The 16761-nt window shown below is 31.9% G+C and carries 16 protein-coding genes; 9 read left to right on the top strand and 7 right to left on the bottom strand.

Annotated features, from left to right (window positions below):
- Positions 1–225: 225 nt before the first annotated feature.
- Positions 226–828, top strand: a complete 603-nt coding sequence (locus Q0873_RS15760; RefSeq protein ID WP_299109084.1) for a DUF1684 domain-containing protein — start codon at positions 226–228, stop codon at positions 826–828.
- 30 nt (positions 829–858) lie between these two features.
- Here the strand turns inward: Q0873_RS15760 and Q0873_RS15755 are convergent, their stop codons facing one another.
- From Q0873_RS15755 to Q0873_RS15745, 3 genes are read right to left on the bottom strand one after another with little or no spacing between them, the layout of a single operon-like run.
- The gene (locus Q0873_RS15755) at positions 859–1563 is read right to left on the bottom strand and encodes a crotonase/enoyl-CoA hydratase family protein (RefSeq protein ID WP_299109083.1); all 705 of its coding nucleotides are present in this window, start codon (positions 1561–1563) and stop codon (positions 859–861) included.
- 1 nt (position 1564) lies between these two features.
- A complete protein-coding gene (gene crcB / locus Q0873_RS15750; RefSeq protein WP_299109082.1) occupies positions 1565–1936 on the bottom strand; it encodes a fluoride efflux transporter CrcB in 372 nt (123 codons plus the stop codon).
- 21 nt (positions 1937–1957) lie between these two features.
- Complete coding sequence (locus tag Q0873_RS15745) at positions 1958–2968, bottom strand: hypothetical protein (RefSeq protein WP_299109081.1); 1011 nt, start codon at positions 2966–2968, stop codon at positions 1958–1960.
- A gap of 97 nt (positions 2969–3065) precedes the next feature.
- Here Q0873_RS15745 and Q0873_RS15740 point away from each other — a divergent pair, with 97 nt between their 5' ends.
- From Q0873_RS15740 to clpX, 4 genes are all read left to right on the top strand, one after another.
- On the top strand, positions 3066–3413 hold the full coding sequence (locus Q0873_RS15740; protein ID WP_299109080.1) for a phage holin family protein: 348 nt from the start codon (positions 3066–3068) through the stop codon (positions 3411–3413).
- A gap of 145 nt (positions 3414–3558) precedes the next feature.
- The gene (gene tig, locus Q0873_RS15735) at positions 3559–4887 is read left to right on the top strand and encodes a trigger factor (protein ID WP_299109079.1); all 1329 of its coding nucleotides are present in this window, start codon (positions 3559–3561) and stop codon (positions 4885–4887) included.
- A gap of 124 nt (positions 4888–5011) precedes the next feature.
- Positions 5012–5671, top strand: a complete 660-nt coding sequence (clpP, locus tag Q0873_RS15730; RefSeq protein WP_299109077.1) for an ATP-dependent Clp endopeptidase proteolytic subunit ClpP — start codon at positions 5012–5014, stop codon at positions 5669–5671.
- 58 nt (positions 5672–5729) lie between these two features.
- Positions 5730–6968, top strand: coding sequence for an ATP-dependent Clp protease ATP-binding subunit ClpX (gene clpX, locus Q0873_RS15725; RefSeq protein ID WP_299109075.1), 1239 nt, complete (start codon positions 5730–5732; stop codon positions 6966–6968).
- A gap of 78 nt (positions 6969–7046) precedes the next feature.
- On the opposite strand, the gene Q0873_RS15720 is transcribed toward clpX, so the two are convergent.
- The gene (locus Q0873_RS15720) at positions 7047–8390 is read right to left on the bottom strand and encodes a hypothetical protein (protein ID WP_299109073.1); all 1344 of its coding nucleotides are present in this window, start codon (positions 8388–8390) and stop codon (positions 7047–7049) included.
- A gap of 128 nt (positions 8391–8518) precedes the next feature.
- Between Q0873_RS15720 and dnaG the strand changes: the two genes are divergently transcribed.
- On the top strand, positions 8519–10531 hold the full coding sequence (dnaG, locus tag Q0873_RS15715) for a DNA primase (RefSeq protein ID WP_299109071.1): 2013 nt from the start codon (positions 8519–8521) through the stop codon (positions 10529–10531).
- Positions 10532–10747: 216 nt separating this feature from the next.
- Here the strand turns inward: dnaG and nadE are convergent, their stop codons facing one another.
- Entirely contained in the window at positions 10748–11536 is a 789-nt protein-coding gene (gene nadE, locus Q0873_RS15710; RefSeq protein ID WP_299109068.1) for an NAD(+) synthase, read from the bottom strand.
- Between the two features lie 60 nt (positions 11537–11596).
- Between nadE and gldB the strand changes: the two genes are divergently transcribed.
- Together gldB and gldC are read left to right on the top strand one after the other, a co-directional pair.
- Positions 11597–12553 carry a gliding motility lipoprotein GldB gene (gene gldB, locus Q0873_RS15705; RefSeq protein WP_299109066.1) on the top strand — a complete coding sequence of 319 codons (957 nt, stop codon included), beginning with the start codon at positions 11597–11599 and terminating at the stop codon, positions 12551–12553.
- Entirely contained in the window at positions 12553–12882 is a 330-nt protein-coding gene (gene gldC, locus Q0873_RS15700; RefSeq protein WP_299109064.1) for a gliding motility protein GldC, read from the top strand. Before gldB ends, gldC begins: the two co-directional genes overlap by 1 nt.
- A 58-nt stretch (positions 12883–12940) precedes the next feature.
- Here the strand turns inward: gldC and folK are convergent, their stop codons facing one another.
- Positions 12941–14077 (bottom strand): 2-amino-4-hydroxy-6-hydroxymethyldihydropteridine diphosphokinase, encoded by a 1137-nt coding sequence (gene folK, locus Q0873_RS15695; protein WP_299109062.1) that lies wholly within the window; start codon positions 14075–14077, stop codon positions 12941–12943.
- Between the two features lie 133 nt (positions 14078–14210).
- On the opposite strand from folK, the gene Q0873_RS15690 reads away from it, so the two are divergent.
- Positions 14211–14351 carry a hypothetical protein gene (locus tag Q0873_RS15690; RefSeq protein ID WP_299109061.1) on the top strand — a complete coding sequence of 47 codons (141 nt, stop codon included), beginning with the start codon at positions 14211–14213 and terminating at the stop codon, positions 14349–14351.
- A 178-nt stretch (positions 14352–14529) separates the two neighbouring features.
- Here the strand turns inward: Q0873_RS15690 and Q0873_RS15685 are convergent, their stop codons facing one another.
- The gene (locus Q0873_RS15685) at positions 14530–16692 is read right to left on the bottom strand and encodes a polyribonucleotide nucleotidyltransferase (protein WP_299109059.1); all 2163 of its coding nucleotides are present in this window, start codon (positions 16690–16692) and stop codon (positions 14530–14532) included.
- Between the last annotated feature and the right edge of the window lie 69 nt (positions 16693–16761).

The raw sequence follows: 16761 nt of genomic DNA, 5'->3' as shown, positions 1-16761 counted from the left end.
TCGCATAAAATTTAATTATAAGGTTATTATTTATTTTTATGCTCTTTTGGAATTAAATTTGACCCGTTTTTTTGTGATTAGCAATTAACTCTCTCCTAACCAAATATAATAAACGATTTTGAATTTTTAAAGCAGATTGCTTAAAAATTAACAATAATTAAACGTTTTTTGGTAATAATGTTAAGGTGTTGTTAGTTTTGTAATTTTAAATGTTAGATAGATTTTATGAAAAAAGTAGTAATTTTATTTTTATTGATTGTTTGTATTTCTTGTAATAGTACTAAAAAAAGAGCATTGAAAGGAGAAACTAGTTTTCAAAAAGTAATGAATGCTAAGTTTAAAGATGCTACCACATCTCCTTTGACTAAAAAGGGACTTAAAAATTTTATAGGCTTAGAGTTTTTTCCTGTGAATGATAAGTTTAAGGTAAATGCGAAATTAACAAAAACACCAGATGCTCCTATTTTTAATTTTCCTACTACAACGGATAGGGTAGCGATGTATAAAAAATATGGAAATGTAACTTTTACCATAGACGGCGAGATTTACGAACTGGCAATTTACAAAGATGAGTTTCCGAAAGAAGCTTATAAGAACCATTTGTTTTTGCCTTTTTTAGATAAAACAAATGGAAAAACATCGTATGAAGGAGGTAGGTTTATTGATGTGTTAACCACCGATGAAAAAGATGGATCGATAGAAATAGACTTTAATGAAGCGTACAATCCATATTGTGCATATAGTGATCGTTATTCTTGTCCGATTACTCCAAGAGATAATTATTTAGATTTGGAAGTCAAAGCAGGAGTAATGGCTTATAAAAAATAAAAACCAGCATTTTGCTGGTTTTATTTTTAGTTATTTAGTAGGAGGTTTTAAACCTTCCTTTGTGTCTTGTTCAATTGCATTCTGAATATTATCCAAATAATGTTTTCTTACTTTTAACTTCGTTTCTTTATGAGCCCTAGGATTTAATTGAGCAAACATCTCTGCAATTTTAATTGCTGTTGGAAGCAAGTGTTCTTGTGGAACTATTTTGTCCAAGAAACCTGCACTTACCGCATCGTTTGGAGTGTATATTTCTGAATTGCTAATACTTCTTTCGAAATAAACAGGAGCTAAACGAGCTTTAGCTATTTCAACACCAGCATTATGCATAGTCATTCCAATCATAACTTCATTTAAGCCTATTTTAAAATTACCTTCTGTTCCTAGTCGATAATCTGCAGATAGTAATAAAAAAGCTCCCTTAGCTATAGCATGTCCATTACAAGCTATAATAACTGGGTGCGGAAATGATAACATTCTATGAGAAAGTTTAGATCCTTTGGTTACCAATTCTAAAGCTGATTCAGGAGAAGCGGTCATTGTCTTTAAATCATATCCGCCTGAAAAAATACCATTTTGACCGGTAAGAACAACTACTTTTTTGTTTTCTTCTGCTTTGTTTAAAGCTTCATTTAAACCGTCGGCAACATCATGAGAAATAGCATTTGCCTTTCCATTGTTTATGGTAATCAAAGCATAATTTTCTTCCTCTTTATACGCTACAAATTCATTCATTCTATATAAGTTTTGTTAAATACATTCCAAAGAAAACAGCTAAAAAACCAATAATAAAGCTCGCAATGGTATATAGAGCAAAGCTCATAAAATCACCCGACTTTAAAAAAACATGATTTTCATAGGCAAAAGAAGAGAAGGTGGTAAATCCACCACAAAACCCAGTAGCTAATAACAAGGTCTGATTTTGACTTAAAGTTTGATTTTTTGCAGCAAGACCTAAAATAAAGCCAATTAGCAAACTTCCTAAAATATTAGCAAGAAAGGTTCCGTAAGGAATGCCAGACTCTGAACTATTTAATAATTTGCCAAGTAAGTATCTGCATACACTTCCAAAGCCTCCTCCTAAGAATACAAGTAATAACTGTTTCATTATTTGCGAATATAAGAAAACCTACTTTTTTGTAGCTTTTTTTATCGCATTGCTAATAGCTTTAAAATGTTTTGGTTTTAAATTATAACCTAATGGAGCATATTCTTTGTAAATAGTTTCACCTGTTATAGAGTTGACAATCTGTATAAATCTATCAGTGTTCATTCTACAATATCTCAAATAATAAAATTCCTCACCGTCCATAATTCTATTACTGATAGTATCTGCTTTTTCTATTTGAAATTCGTACTTGTATTTTTTGAATAAATCCTTGGTGTATTCACTATACATGATTCTATCTTCTGCTGTAAGTGGATTAAACTTCATGTTCAAATAACTTGGAACATATAGTTTTTGTTCGGCAAGCTTAGCGAGTTCCTCAGATTTGTTTTCACTATATAACCAATATGCCTCTCTTGTTTCTAAAAGATTACTTAACTTTTGAAAATAATTTTGTAAAAAGCCTGGGAGATAATTTTGAAAAACTTCCTGACTATACATTTCTTTTACTATGCTTTCTCTTTCACCGCCGCGTATTTGGTTTACAAAATTTTCTTTAGGGCTCAGGTAGGAAATAGCAAGAATATTTGTGTTATTGGAAATTGTTTTTTTATATTTCTCCTCAGTCAATTTATTTTGGCTTCGTAACTTTTTAAATCTGTCTTTTATTTTTCCGTTATCGTATGAAATTAACCTAGTATTAAAATACAAATAGAAAGTGTTTTGTGTTTTTACTTTTGCTCCATATAAATCAATAAAGGAATAATTACCGTTAAGATAATTTTCAATACTGAAATCTTTAAGATTAACTATTTCATAAGGAGTTACCTTCCAACTTTTTTTTAAAATTTTGTCATAAGTCTTGTTGTCGTATACATCTGAGAGTATGAATATAGTTGTTGATTTTTTAAAATTTTCATATACTTCTTTGTCTACTTTTTTACGTCCACTATAAGGTTTAGAACTGAAACCTATTTGCGCATGTAGGTAAAAGCTTGATAATAAAAACAATAGGGTTAATAGTTTTTTCATAATTTAATTTTTGCCTGGCGAAGATACATAAGTCTGACAAAATTTCCTGTTTTTCAATTTGGTATGGTTATCGCTTTAAAAGAATAAAAAGAAATACATGAAAATATTTTTAAAGATTTTATTGACGGCTTTAGCTGTAATTGTATTGGCTAATGTTTTACCTGGTATTGCAGTAACCAATTATGTAACTGCAGTAATCGTAGCAGTAACGATAGCATTATTAAATATGTTTGTGCGTCCGTTGCTAGTGTTCTTTACGTTACCAGCAACAATCGTGACTTTAGGGTTGTTTTTATTTGTAATAAATGCCATTATAGTGTTATTGGCCGGTAAATTAGTGGCTGGATTTGCAGTTAGCGGATTCTTTTCTGCACTGTTATTTAGCGTATTGTTGTCAATTTTTAGATCGGTTTTGTTTTCGTTGTTAAAAGAAGAAAAGAAATAAGATTAATTAATAATATAAGAATCAATAAATAAGGAAATTAGCCTAAATACCGAGAAAGAAGAATTCTTAAGGTAAAAGTCTTGGTTATCAATAAGAAAAGTGGTAATTTTGCAGGCGATTTTTTAGAAACAGATTTATTTTAAAGATGAATATAACAAAAGAAAACATAGATGCGTTAAACGCAGTTGTAAAAGTTGATATTGTTGCTGATGATTATCAAGAGAAAGTAACAAAGGTTTTAAACGATTACCGTAAAACAGCAAACATTCCAGGGTTTAGAAAAGGACACGTTCCAATGGGAATGGTAAAGAAGCAATATGGTAAAGCCGTAATGATTGATGAGGTTAACAAGCTTTTACAAGAATCTTTAAACAAGTTCTTAGTTGAAGAAAAGCTTGATATCTTAGGGAATCCATTACCAAGAGTACAAGATGATTTTAACTGGGATGCTGATAAATTTTCATTCGAATTTGAATTAGGATTAGCACCAGAATTTGATGTTGATTTAAAATCTGATAAAGTAAAGCAGTATAACATCGTAGCTACTGACGAATTAATCGAAAAGGAAGTAGAAAACATTCAATCTCGTTACGGGAAAATGATTTCTAAAGAGGAAGCTACAGAAGAGGCTAATATTACTGGTACTTTTGTTAACGAAGAAAAAGAGATCAATAAGAAATCGACTATTTCTGTTAAAGATATTAAAGGAAAAACAAACTTAAAGAAGTTTGTAGGATCTAAAGTAGGAGATGTTCTAGAATTAAAAACTAAAAATTTATTCGAAGATGAGCATAAATTACAACAGGCTTTAGGTGTGTCTCATGATGATGCTCACGGATTAGAAGTTCCTGTAACTTTTACAATTGAAGAAATTAACGAAACTGAATTAGCAGAGTTAGATCAAGAGTTATTTGATAAGTTATTTGCTGATGGAAGCGTTAAAACTGTTACTGATTTAAAAGGAAAAATCAAAGAAGACGCAGAAAAGCAATTCCAACAACAAGCAGATCAACAGTTATTAAATGCAGTTACTGAAAGTTTAGTAGAGAATACTAAGTTTGATTTACCAAAAGAATTCTTACAAAAGTGGTTACAAACTGCTGGAGAAAAAGAATTAACAATTGATGAAGCAGCTGCTGAGTATGAGAAGTCTGAAAAAGGATTACGTTACCAATTAATCGAAGGAAAGATTATGAAAGATAACGATATCAAATTAGACTATGCTGAATTAGTAGACTATGCAAAAGGATTTATCCGTGCACAAATGGCTCAATTTGGAAACATGAATCCAGAAGAAAAAGAGTTAGATGATATCGCTGGTAGAATCTTACAAAATCAAGATGAAGCTCAAAAGTTACAAACGCAATTAATTAGCCAAAAATTATTGGCTTTTTATAAAGAGAACATGAAGTTTGATACAAAAGAAGTTTCTTACGAAGATTTCATTAAAGAAGTTTATAACGTAGAGAAGTAATTTACGTTACCTCATAACAAAAAACCTGAACGAAAGTTCAGGTTTTTTTGGCAATCAACTGAAACAAAATAGTATTGAAATAGTTCTTATATTTACATTTCATAAATCAGAAAAACATTTTATAATGGATTACGGAAAAGAATTCGAAAAGTACGCTACAAAACATCATGGAATTAGCAGTACTTACTATAATAAAATCACAAGTAGTTTAACCCCATACATTATGGAAGAGCGTCAGTTAAACATCACACAAATGGATGTTTTCTCTCGATTAATGATGGATCGTATTATCTTCTTAGGTACAGGAATCAATGATCAAGTTGCTAATGTAATTCAAGCACAGTTATTATTCTTGGAAAGTGTAGATGCATCAAAAGATATTTCAATTTATATCAACTCACCTGGAGGAGGTGTATATGCTGGTTTAGGTATTTATGATACTATGCAATTTATTAAACCAGACGTTGCAACTATTTGTACAGGTATGGCTGCATCTATGGGAGCAGTTTTAATGTGTGCGGGAACGAAAGGAAAGCGTTCTGCTTTACCACACTCTCGTATTATGATTCACCAACCATTAGGAGGGGCACAAGGACAGGCTTCAGATATGGAAATTACTGTGAAAGAAATAGGAAAGTTAAAAACAGAATTATACAATATTATTTCAAAGCATTCTGGACAACCTTTTGACAAAGTTCATGAAGATTCTGATAGAGATTATTGGATGAAAGCAGACGAAGCTAAGGCGTACGGAATGGTAGATGAAATTTTAAGTAGAAAATAAGATTTAACATTATTGGTCTCATAAATTATTGAAGCCAATAGTTCAGAAAGCAAGAATAATGTCGAAAGAAGAAAACTTACAATGTTCGTTTTGTGGTCGTAAAAAACCAGAAACAGATTTATTAATAGCAGGTTTAGATGCTCATATTTGTGATAAGTGTATTGAGCAAGCTCATGGTATTGTAGAAGAAGAAATTGCAGAGGCAAAAACAAGTGACTTGTCGAGTGATTTAATCTTAAAGAAACCAAAAGAGATCAAGGCTTTTTTAGATGAGTATATCATTGGTCAAAACCAAACCAAAAAAGCAATGTCTGTTGCGGTTTACAATCATTACAAAAGATTGTTGCAAACCAAAGATGATGAGAATGAAGTTGAGATTGAGAAGTCAAACATTGTTTTAGTAGGAGAAACAGGAACTGGAAAAACATTGGTTGCAAGAACGATTGCAAAAATGTTAAACGTACCTTTTTCTATTGTGGATGCTACAGTTTTAACACAAGCAGGATATGTAGGAGAAGATGTTGAAAGTATTTTAAGTAGATTATTACAAGCTGCCGATTACGATGTAGAAAAGGCAGAAAGAGGAATTGTATTTATTGATGAAATAGATAAAATTGCTCGTAAAGGTGATAATCCATCAATAACAAGAGATGTTTCAGGAGAGGGAGTGCAACAGGCACTTTTAAAGTTGTTAGAAGGAGCTGTTGTAAACGTTGCACCGAAAGGAGGACGTAAGCATCCAGAACAAAAGTTTATTGAGGTAAATACTAAAGATATCTTGTTTATTGCAGGAGGAGCTTTCTCTGGAATCGACAAGATTATTAGCAACCGTTTAAATATGCAAGCGGTGGGATATAGTGCATCGGTTGAAGAAGATAAAATAGATCAAGAAAACTTATTGCAATATATCATTCCATCAGATTTAAAGAGTTTTGGCTTAATTCCTGAAATCATTGGTCGTTTGCCAGTATTGAGCTATATGAATCCTTTAGATGCAAAAACGTTAAGAGCTATTTTAACGGAGCCTAAGAATTCAATAATTAAGCAGTATACCAAGTTATTTGCAATGGATGATGTTGAGTTTTCTATGACAGAAGAAGCATTACAGTTTATTGTAGATAAAGCAGTAGAGTATAAGCTTGGTGCTCGTGGTTTACGTTCTTTATGTGAAGCAATCTTAACCGACGCTATGTTTGAATTACCTAGTAGTGAAGAGAAAGAGTTTATCGTAGATAAAGATTATGCTGAAAATAAATTAACAAAAACGGCTTTAACAAAATTAAAAGCAGCTTCGTAAAAAGCGAAAACAACTTATATAAAAAAGCACCTCGATCAAGGTGCTTTTTTTATGTTTTCTATGTGTGAAATTTCTTTCTTATTGAATTTTAAGTGTACTTCTTTTACGAATCCATTCATTCAATTGAGTTGGTGTAATGTTATACTTTTTTTGAATTTCAGCTTTAACTGTCTTAAAATGATCAGAATTTAAAACTAAGTTTTCATATTCATTTACTACAGATTTCTTGAATTTTTCATAGAAGCTAGCTGCATTTTCAACAGGAATTTCTGTTTTGGCCTTTAGTGCATGATTTCCTAAAAGATCAATCCACTTATTAAAGTCGCTAGCTTTAATTCCATATTTTTTCTGTACTTCCTCTTTTTTACTTTGTAAATAAGCATCGTTTAAAACAAGTCTTTCATATTCTTCAACAGTAGACTTTTTAAATTTAGAATGAAAGATGGATGAATTCTTTTCAGGATTAACAGCGTTTTTAACTTTATTGAAGTTAGCGTACTTCTCTATCCATTGTTCTAGTTTACGAGGTTCTAAATCGTATTTCTGCTGTAAAATGATTCTTTTACTTTTTAAATAATCAGGAGACATGGCTAGTTTATCATATTCGGCCACTACTGATTGCTGAAACTTCTCATAATAGTTTGCAGTTGATTCAGTTGCTGGTGCTTCTGCTGGTTTAGTAACAGTTGTAGTCGGCGTAGCTTTCTCTTGGGGCTTTTGAGGTGTACTTACTGTATTATCAACCACAGTTTTTTCTGTAGGAAGGTTAATCACATTTACATTACCACTACTTTCTTTAAAACTAGCTTTTCCATCTTTATACCATCCTTCTGAAAATTGATCATAAACAGCTTTGTTAATAAGAATGTCTCCCATTCTATTACCACTAGCATCTAAATTTTTCATAGCTGTACATCCAGTTACGTCTAACTTTTCAAGATAGTTGTTGTTGCAATATAAATCTCTTAATACAGGTTTATTACCCAACTTTAAATGCGTTAGCTTATTGTAGTCACAACTAATAGAAAACAACTCCGGATTGTTGCTTAAATCTAAAGTTTCAATTTTATTGTCGCTACAATTTAAAAAAGTTAGTTTGGTGTTTTTGGTAAGATTAATTTTTCTAATCTCATTTCCACTACAATCTAATCTAGTTAAATTAGGAAAATGTTCAATACCTGTTAAATCTTTAATCTTCGAATTAACGTTTGTTAGCTTTTTATTATTTATTGCATCATTGATATTCAAGTTTACAATATATTTTACATCGCTCTCTAAAATATCTCCTGTAAGCCCATTAGAATCAAAATTTAGAGCAATTAAAGCTTCTTCTAAACCAATATCTGGAATCTTTATCGTTTCTTGAGCCGATACTGTTAATGAAAATAATGATGTTATAGTTAAAAATTTGAAAAATCTCATAGTAAGGGAATTTGTGCCAAATTTATATATTTATATGTTTTTACCAAATAATGCATGTTATAATCTTAACTTGTGTTTTTGCTGGCAAATACAAAGCAGTATCTTTGTCAGCCAAATTTTAATTGTAGATGATAACCCAACAAACCATAGATAAAGTTTTTGAAGCTTCTCGAGTAGAGGAGGTAATAGGAGAGTTTGTACAATTAAAAAAGACAGGAAGTAACTTTAAAGGTTTGAGTCCCTTTACAGATGAAAAAACACCATCTTTTGTAGTATCGCCTGTAAAGCAAATCTGGAAAGACTTTAGTACGGGGAAAGGTGGAAACTCGATTTCATTTTTAATGGAACACGAACATTTTTCATATCCCGAAGCGATTCGATGGCTTGCTAAGAAATACAATATTGAAATTGAAGAAACAGAGCAGTCCGATGAGCAAAAGGAGCAAATGAATGAAAGAGAAAGTATGTTTTTGGTGTCTAAATTCGCCAAAGACTATTTTCATGATGTTTTGTTAAATACACAACAAGGTAGGGCTATAGGATTATCGTATTTCAAAGAGCGCGGCTTCAGAGAAGAAACCATTGAAAAGTTTGATTTAGGATATTGTAAAGATGAATGGGATAACTTTACCAATGCAGCTTTAAAGAAAGGATATGATTTAAAATACCTAAAGGCTACCGGGCTGACTATAGTTAAAGAAGGAGGTACAACAGAGAAGAAATTTGATCGTTTTAAAGGAAGGGTGATGTTTCCAATTCACTCTATGTCTGGAAGAATATTAGGTTTCGGAGGACGTATTCTAACGAATGATAAAAAAGCAGCAAAGTATTTAAATTCACCAGAAAGTGATATTTACCATAAGAGTAAAATTCTTTATGGGCTTTATCAGGCAAAAAAAGATATAGCAAAGCAAGATAATTGCTTTTTAGTAGAAGGGTATACAGATGTTATTTCTTTTCATCAATCAGGTATAGAGAATGTGGTTGCTTCTTCAGGAACAGCACTGACCCCTGATCAAATTCGATTAATCAATCGTTTAACCAAGAATATTACAGTACTTTTTGATGGAGATGCTGCTGGTATAAGAGCTTCTTTAAGAGGTATTGACTTAATATTAGAACAAGGTATGAATGTGCGTGTGGTAACTTTTCCAGATGGAGAGGATCCAGATAGTTTTGCAAAAGCACACTCGACAGCCGAATTAAAGCAGTATTTAGAAGATAAATCGCAAGATTTTATTGAGTTTAAAGTGTCTTTGTTGATGAAAGATGCCAAGAATGATCCTGTTAAAAAAGCAGGGTTAATTCGAGATATTGTAACCAGTATTTCAAAGATTCCTGATGGAATTCAAAGAGAGGTCTATGTACAGGAATGTGCTCGTATTATGGATATTTCTGAGCAAGTTTTGTTTAATGAATTGGCACAACTGATAAGTAAAGGAAATGTCAAGAAACAATCTTCGGTATTTAATCAAGAAGCTTCAACAGATACAGCAACTTCTTCTGGAAGAGGACAGCAAGGAGGAAGAGGAATGTCTTTGGTGAAAAACCAAAAACAAGGGCCTCCAAAAGTAGATTCATTATTTCTATTGGAAAAAGAGATTATACGAATTTTGTTGTTGTACGGAAATGAAGAAATTGATTTTATTGATTGGATTGAGGTAGAAGGAAAGAATGGTAAAATCGAATTAGAAAAAGAAATTTATACCAATCAAATTTCTAAAGAGCTGTATTTGAACTTGCAAGAAGATGAAATTGAATTTACCAATGAAATTTTTAAAAAAATATATTTCGAGTTAATTCATCAATTAAATCAACAAGAAAAAATAGCTATTGATAAGTTAATTACCCATGTAGATAATGAAGTTGCTAACATGGTAACAACTATTTTAATGGATGAAGAAAAGTATTTCTTAAGTGATTGGTCTCGAAAAGAAGTGACCGTAACAGAGACGGTAAAGATTTTGCCGAAGTTAGTAACGGATGCTATTTTAAACCTTCGACGTGTATTAATAGAAAAGAAAATTGGAGGAATTTTAGAAGACGTAAAAACAAATAATTCACTTCCTGATTTGGAAGAAATCTCCAATTATACCAACTTAAAAAGGCGAATTTTTGAGAAGCTTAACCGCGTGATTTAATATTAAGAAAAGGTAAATAATCACACTTTTTCACCTCGTTTCGTGACTTTTTTGTAATTTAGGGGTCGAAAAGAACAAGAAAGACTATTAATTATGAGAAAATTGCTGCAAATTTTGGAGCTGATTAAACTATTGATTTTGTTACCTTTTGAGGTGACAAATGGACAAAAAAAACACGCCTATCAGAAGATAAAGCGTGCTATGATGTCGGTTAACTTACTTTAACTCTTTAGGTATTTCACATACAGGAATTGGAACCATTTTATGCTGATTAATTCGGTTTAGACGGGTGTATATTTTATATACCTCTAATTCACGATCTTTAAAATCATCATTGGTTTTACCTTGGTCTTGCATTTGCATAGCCCACTCTAACTCATCATATGATGCTCCTATTTGATCCTCATCTGTTCTACTGTCTCCAAATAATCCATCTGTAGGTTGTGCTTTTTGGATAGATTGTGGTACTTCTAAATATGTTGCAATTTCATATACTTCAGATTTTACTAAATCAGCAATTGGACTTAAATCTACACCCCCATCACCATACTTTGTAAAAAAACCTACGCCAAAATCTTCTACTTTATTACCAGTTCCAGCAACTAATAAGCCTTTTAACCCCGCAAAATAATATAATGTTGTCATTCGTAAACGTGCACGTGTATTGGCCAATGCCAAATCTACTCTTGGAGAAGGATCCACTTGTGGTACTACTAATTTAAAATCTTCAAAAGTACTGGTTAAGTTTACTTCTGCTTCATCTACATTGCTAAAACGTTCTCTTAATTGTTTGATATGTTCGTTTGCTCGGTTTACCTGACTTTCTGCTTGATGAATAGGTAATTCAACACACAAGGTTGGTAATCCTGTTTTTGCGCAGAGTGTTGAGGTAACAGCAGAGTCTATTCCGCCAGAAACACCAACTACAAATCCATTTACTTTTGCATTTTCAGCATAGTCTTTTAACCATTTAACAATATGTTCTACTACTTTTGGTGTATTCATTTTAAACTAATTTAATAATTTAGACGTTTTTAAATTTATTAGGCTAATATACTAAAGAATATGCGAAAGTTTTTGTGGAGTTTGGTACTCCTGTTAACACTGATTTCATGTAAAAATGATGAGAAAAAGAAGATTGATGTGTCTCATATAGTAACGGATACAAAAGTAGCTAGATTTGAGGTTGACTTTTATAATACTTCTGAAGAAACACTTCCAGAGTTAAAAAAGAAATACCCTTTGTTTTTTCCGCATAATGTAGATAGTGTATGGATTAACAAAATTAATAATACAGATGAGCAAGAGTTGTTTAAAGAAACTCAAAAGATTTACAGCAATTTTTCCCCTTTAGAAAAACAAATAAATAGTTTGTTTCAGCATATTAAATATTATAATCCAGAATTTATAGAGCCGTTAGTAGTAACAACTATATCAAATATTGATTATAACAACAGAGTGTTATATACTGGAGACTATTTAATTATTTCTTTAGATGTGTATTTGGGAAAAGATCATGAATTTTATGGAGATTACCCTTTATATGTTAAAACGAATAATACTAAAGAACATATCATTGTTGATGTAGCAAATGCTATTGTTAGTAAGCAAATAAAACCTAGTGTAAAAAGAACTTTTATTGAGAAAATGATTGCTGAAGGAAAGAAGATGTATGTACTAGATATGTATTTACCAAATGAAAGTGATCGTGAGAAAATAGGATATGCTATAAATAAGTTTGCTTGGATTCAAGCAAATGAAGAAGGAGTTTGGCGCTATTTTATAGAGAAAGATTTGTTATATAGTACCGATTCTAAATTGAATAAACGTTTTTTGGATATAGCACCTTTTTCTAAGTTTTATTTAGAAAGTGATGTGGAAACACCTGGTAGGGTAGGAGTATGGATAGGATGGCAAATAGTACGTGCTTTTATGAAGAATAATGACGTATCTTTGCGCGAGCTAATGCAGATGAATGCAGAAGAAATTTTTAAAAAATCTAAATATAAACCTAGAAAATAATGGCAATTGTACACGAGTCTGAAATAAAATTTAAAGTAGGATTAGACGAAAATAGAGTACCAGAAGCAATTTCATGGGACGCAGAAGATGGAGGGATAGCAGATGCAGCTTCAAAAGCAATTATGTTGTCTGTTTGGGATCATAAGCAGAAAGATACTTTACGAATGGATTTATGGACAAAAGATATGCCTGTTGACGAAATGAAGCAGTTTTTTCATCAAACCTTAGTATCTATGGCAAATACTTTTGAAAGAGCTACAGATGATCAAAAAATGAGTGCTACAATGCGTGATTTTTGTGATTACTTTGCAGAAAAATTAGAGTTATAAGAGAAATAATCAATTTCTTGTAATAGAAATAAAAAAGCCTGCAATTTGCAGGCTTTTTTTATATGGTAGATGTATGACTATTAATTTTGTCAATAATGAAACGATAGTCTTTAGGGTTGTTAACAAAGTCTAATTCGGATACATCGATAATTAAAATGTTTAGATTCTGTTGTGTCTTAATAAAGTTACTATATCCATCGTGGATTTTTTGTAAGTAACTAGCTTCAATGTTTTGTTCGTACTCACGACCACGTTTCTTTATATTCTGTAATAGCCTTTCTGTATTTTGATATAGATATACATATAAATCTGGTTTTGTAATCTCTTTGTACATCAAATCGAACATTTTTCTATACAAAGCGTATTCATCAGCTTGTAAAGTTACTTGAGCAAAAATGAGTGATTTAAAAATATAGTAATCAGAAACAATAAAATTTTTAAACAAGTCAAACTGGGCTAAATCATCTGATAATTGTTGGTAACGATCTGCTAAAAAACTCATTTCTAGAGGGAAAGCATAACGTTCGTTATCTTCATAAAATTTAGGTAAGAATGGGTTGTCAGCAAAACGCTCCAAGACAATTTTTGCATTAAAATCATCAGAAAGCATATTTGCCAAAGAGGTTTTACCAGCTCCAATATTTCCTTCAATAGCAATGTAATTGTACTTTTCTGAAATTGGAACGGGTCTAATCAATACTTCATCGATTTTCTCAATTTCTAAAGAGTCATCACAGTTTTCTAAACAAATAAACAAATGCTTTTTCTTAATAGGGTGCATAATGTTTCTTGCTATTTCTACTAAGGGAACTAAAACAAACTTACGTTCTAACATTTTTGGATGCGGAACGATTAGGTTCTTTGAGAAAATAATTTCATCATCAAAAAGTAAAATGTCAATATCAATACTTCGGTCAGAATACCCATTTTCTTCCTTTCTAATTCGACCTAATTCTTGTTCAATAGAGAGTAATGTGTTTATTAAAGCATCTGGAGGTAAATAGGTAGAAACTTTAATAGAGGTATTATAAAAATCATCACTATCGAATCCCCAAGAAGCTGTTTTGTATACTGAGGCAACTTGTTGAACTATTCCTACTTTTTCAGCTATTAACTGTATAGCGTCTTGTAGATTCTTAAGTTTATTCCCTTGATTTGTTCCTAGTGATAAGTATGTGATGCGTTGTATCTTCATAATAGAGAGTGCAAAGAAAAGTAAAACTCTAAAAACTTTAAGAATAAAACTAGACTTAATTTTTCTTTTTATTAAAATGGAGATTTTAGGGGGACTTTTTCTTTTTGAGTTGTTATATTATAAAGAATGTTTTATGAAACACTTATACTTTGTTGTAGAGATTGTTAGATTATTGAAATTGTTGGTTTTATTACCGTTTAGATTAGCTAATGGTAGCAAAAAGCAGTTATATAGAGAAATTAAAAAGCAAATAGTAGTACTAGGTTTACTTTAACTAAATAAAAGTAGGGTAAACTAGTTTTGGTTTGTTATACATGTGAATTTCTTGAAAGTTAAAGAGAGTTTTTAATCATTATTGGGGAATTATGTTTTAAAAAGAAGATTTTCTTTAAATATCGAAGAGAGATTAGGGTAAAAAAAAAGCAACCAAATTTGGTTGCTTTTTCTTTTTACTAAGCTTTCTTTTCTTCTTGCTTAGGTTTTTTATCTTGTCTTGGTGGACGTGGTAATAAGGCCTTTCTAGAAACCTTTTCTTTACGTGTCTTTGGATCCACTCCAAAGTACTTCACGTCAATTATGTCTCCCATTTTAACAACATCAGTAACATTGTTAGTACGTTCCCAAGCTAATTCAGAAATGTGTAATAAAACTTCATTACCTGGGGCTTCTGTATATTCTACAACAGCACCAAAGTCTAAGATTTTTACAACTTTAGTTTCGTATACACTTCCTTTTTCTGGTTTGAAAGTAATTGCTTGAATTCTAGCCAATACTTTATCAATACCTTCTTGGTTGGTACCTAAAATTTCTACAATACCTTCTTCTGTAGCTTCATCTTCGTTAATTACAATAGTAGTTTCTGTCTCTTTTTGTAATTCTTGAATATGTTTACCTCCTGGTCCAATCATAGCTCCAATATATTCTCCTGCAATACGCACAGTAACCATTTTAGGAGCGTGTGCTTTAACATCGTTATTTGGAGTAGCAATTGTGTCAGTTAATTTTTCTAGGATGTGTAAACGTCCGTCACGAGCTTGTTTTAATGCTTTTACTAAGATTTCATAAGATAAACCTTTAATCTTAATATCCATTTGACAAGCTGTAATACCTTCAGCAGTACCAGTAACTTTAAAGTCCATATCACCTAAATGATCTTCATCTCCTAAGATATCTGATAATACAGCATAGCGCTCACCATCTGAAATTAATCCCATTGCAATACCAGAAACTGGTTTCTTCATTTGAACACCAGCATCCATTAACGCCATTGTACCAGAACAAACTGTTGCCATTGAAGAAGAACCGTTAGATTCTAATACTTCAGCAACCACACGAACTGTATACGGGCAATCTTCAGGAACCATTCCTTTTAATGCTCTTTGAGCAAGGTTTCCATGTCCAATCTCACGACGAGAAGTACCTCTTAAAGGACGTGCTTCACCAGTTGAGAATGGAGGGAAGTTATAATGTAAGTAAAAACGTTCTTCGTCTTGAATTGTAGGAGAATCTAACATATTAGCATCTCTAGAAGTACCTAATGTAACGGTAGCTAATGCTTGAGTTTCTCCTCTTGTAAAGATAGAAGATCCATGTGTACGTGGTAAATAATCTACCTCACACCAAATTGGTCTAATATCTGTTGTTTTACGTCCGTCTAAACGTAAACCTTCATTTAATGTTAAATCTCTTACCGCAGCTTTGTGAGTTTTTCCGAAGTATTTTCCTACTAAATCTCCATACTCTTCCAATTCTTCTTCAGTAAACATTGCTACAACTTCTTCTTTTACTTCTGAAAAAGCTAAACCTCTTTCTTGTTTTGAAGTACCTTTTTTAGCAATGTCGTAACATTTTTGATATGCTGCGTCGTGAATTTTTTTAGCTAATTCTTCGTTTGTTTCTTCTGTTTCGTATTCACGAGTTTCTTTTTTACCAAAAGCTTCTGCTAAAGCAATTTGTGCTTCACATTGTGCTTTAATAGCTTCGTGCGCAACTTTAATAGCGTCTGCCATTTCTTCTTCAGAGACTTCGTCCATTTCACCTTCAACCATGGCTACGAAATCTTTAGAAGCTCCTACCATAAGGTCCATATCTGCTTCTGCTAATTGTTTATAGCTAGGGTTTACAATGAATTCACCATTTACTCTTGCTACTCTTACTTCTGAAATAGCTGCTTCAAACGGGATATCTGATAGCTGAATTGCTGCTGATGCTGCTAAACCAGCTAATGCATCTGGCATAACTTCAGGGTCGTGAGACATTAATTGAATCATTACCTGAGTTTCTGCGTGATAGTCTTTTGGAAATAAAGGACGTAATACACGATCAACTAAACGCATCGTTAAAATCTCTTCGTTTGAAGGGCGTGCTTCACGTTTCATAAACCCTCCAGGATAACGACCTGCAGCGGCAAATTTTTCTCGATAATCTACTGTTAATGGTAAAAAGTCGATACCTGGGTTTGCTGTTCTTGCAGACACTACTGTAGCAAGTAACATAGTGTCCCCCATTTTTACAACAACTGAACCATCTGCTTGTTTCGCTAATTTTCCTGTTTCTAACGTGATGGTTCTTCCATCTCCCAAATCAATTGTTTGGGTAAATACTTGTGGAATCATACAATGTTTTTCTAAAATTTTTAATTCGTTTTTTAAGTTGTTGTTGTTTGTTGTTCCAATGGAATGCCA

The sequence above is a fragment of the uncultured Tenacibaculum sp. genome, from assembly GCF_947498805.1.
In the GTDB taxonomy this organism is placed as follows: domain Bacteria; phylum Bacteroidota; class Bacteroidia; order Flavobacteriales; family Flavobacteriaceae; genus Polaribacter.
Note: the sequence above shows the minus strand (reverse complement) of the source record. Positions and strands in the feature narration are given on the sequence as shown.

What these genes read in the sequence shown, in the direction of transcription:
- Q0873_RS15760 (WP_299109084.1), top strand. Translation starts at nt 226, where the DNA reads ATGAAAAAAGTAGTAATTTTATTTTTATTGATTGTTTGTATTTCTTGT.
- Q0873_RS15755 (WP_299109083.1), bottom strand. Translation starts at nt 1,563, where the DNA reads ATGAATGAATTTGTAGCGTATAAAGAGGAAGAAAATTATGCTTTGATT.
- crcB (WP_299109082.1), bottom strand. Translation starts at nt 1,936, where the DNA reads ATGAAACAGTTATTACTTGTATTCTTAGGAGGAGGCTTTGGAAGTGTA.
- Q0873_RS15745 (WP_299109081.1), bottom strand. Translation starts at nt 2,968, where the DNA reads ATGAAAAAACTATTAACCCTATTGTTTTTATTATCAAGCTTTTACCTA.
- Q0873_RS15740 (WP_299109080.1), top strand. Translation starts at nt 3,066, where the DNA reads ATGAAAATATTTTTAAAGATTTTATTGACGGCTTTAGCTGTAATTGTA.
- tig (WP_299109079.1), top strand. Translation starts at nt 3,559, where the DNA reads ATGAATATAACAAAAGAAAACATAGATGCGTTAAACGCAGTTGTAAAA.
- clpP (WP_299109077.1), top strand. Translation starts at nt 5,012, where the DNA reads ATGGATTACGGAAAAGAATTCGAAAAGTACGCTACAAAACATCATGGA.
- clpX (WP_299109075.1), top strand. Translation starts at nt 5,730, where the DNA reads ATGTCGAAAGAAGAAAACTTACAATGTTCGTTTTGTGGTCGTAAAAAA.
- Q0873_RS15720 (WP_299109073.1), bottom strand. Translation starts at nt 8,390, where the DNA reads ATGAGATTTTTCAAATTTTTAACTATAACATCATTATTTTCATTAACA.
- dnaG (WP_299109071.1), top strand. Translation starts at nt 8,519, where the DNA reads ATGATAACCCAACAAACCATAGATAAAGTTTTTGAAGCTTCTCGAGTA.
- nadE (WP_299109068.1), bottom strand. Translation starts at nt 11,536, where the DNA reads ATGAATACACCAAAAGTAGTAGAACATATTGTTAAATGGTTAAAAGAC.
- gldB (WP_299109066.1), top strand. Translation starts at nt 11,597, where the DNA reads ATGCGAAAGTTTTTGTGGAGTTTGGTACTCCTGTTAACACTGATTTCA.
- gldC (WP_299109064.1), top strand. Translation starts at nt 12,553, where the DNA reads ATGGCAATTGTACACGAGTCTGAAATAAAATTTAAAGTAGGATTAGAC.
- folK (WP_299109062.1), bottom strand. Translation starts at nt 14,077, where the DNA reads ATGAAGATACAACGCATCACATACTTATCACTAGGAACAAATCAAGGG.
- Q0873_RS15690 (WP_299109061.1), top strand. Translation starts at nt 14,211, where the DNA reads ATGAAACACTTATACTTTGTTGTAGAGATTGTTAGATTATTGAAATTG.
- Q0873_RS15685 (WP_299109059.1), bottom strand. Translation starts at nt 16,692, where the DNA reads ATGATTCCACAAGTATTTACCCAAACAATTGATTTGGGAGATGGAAGA.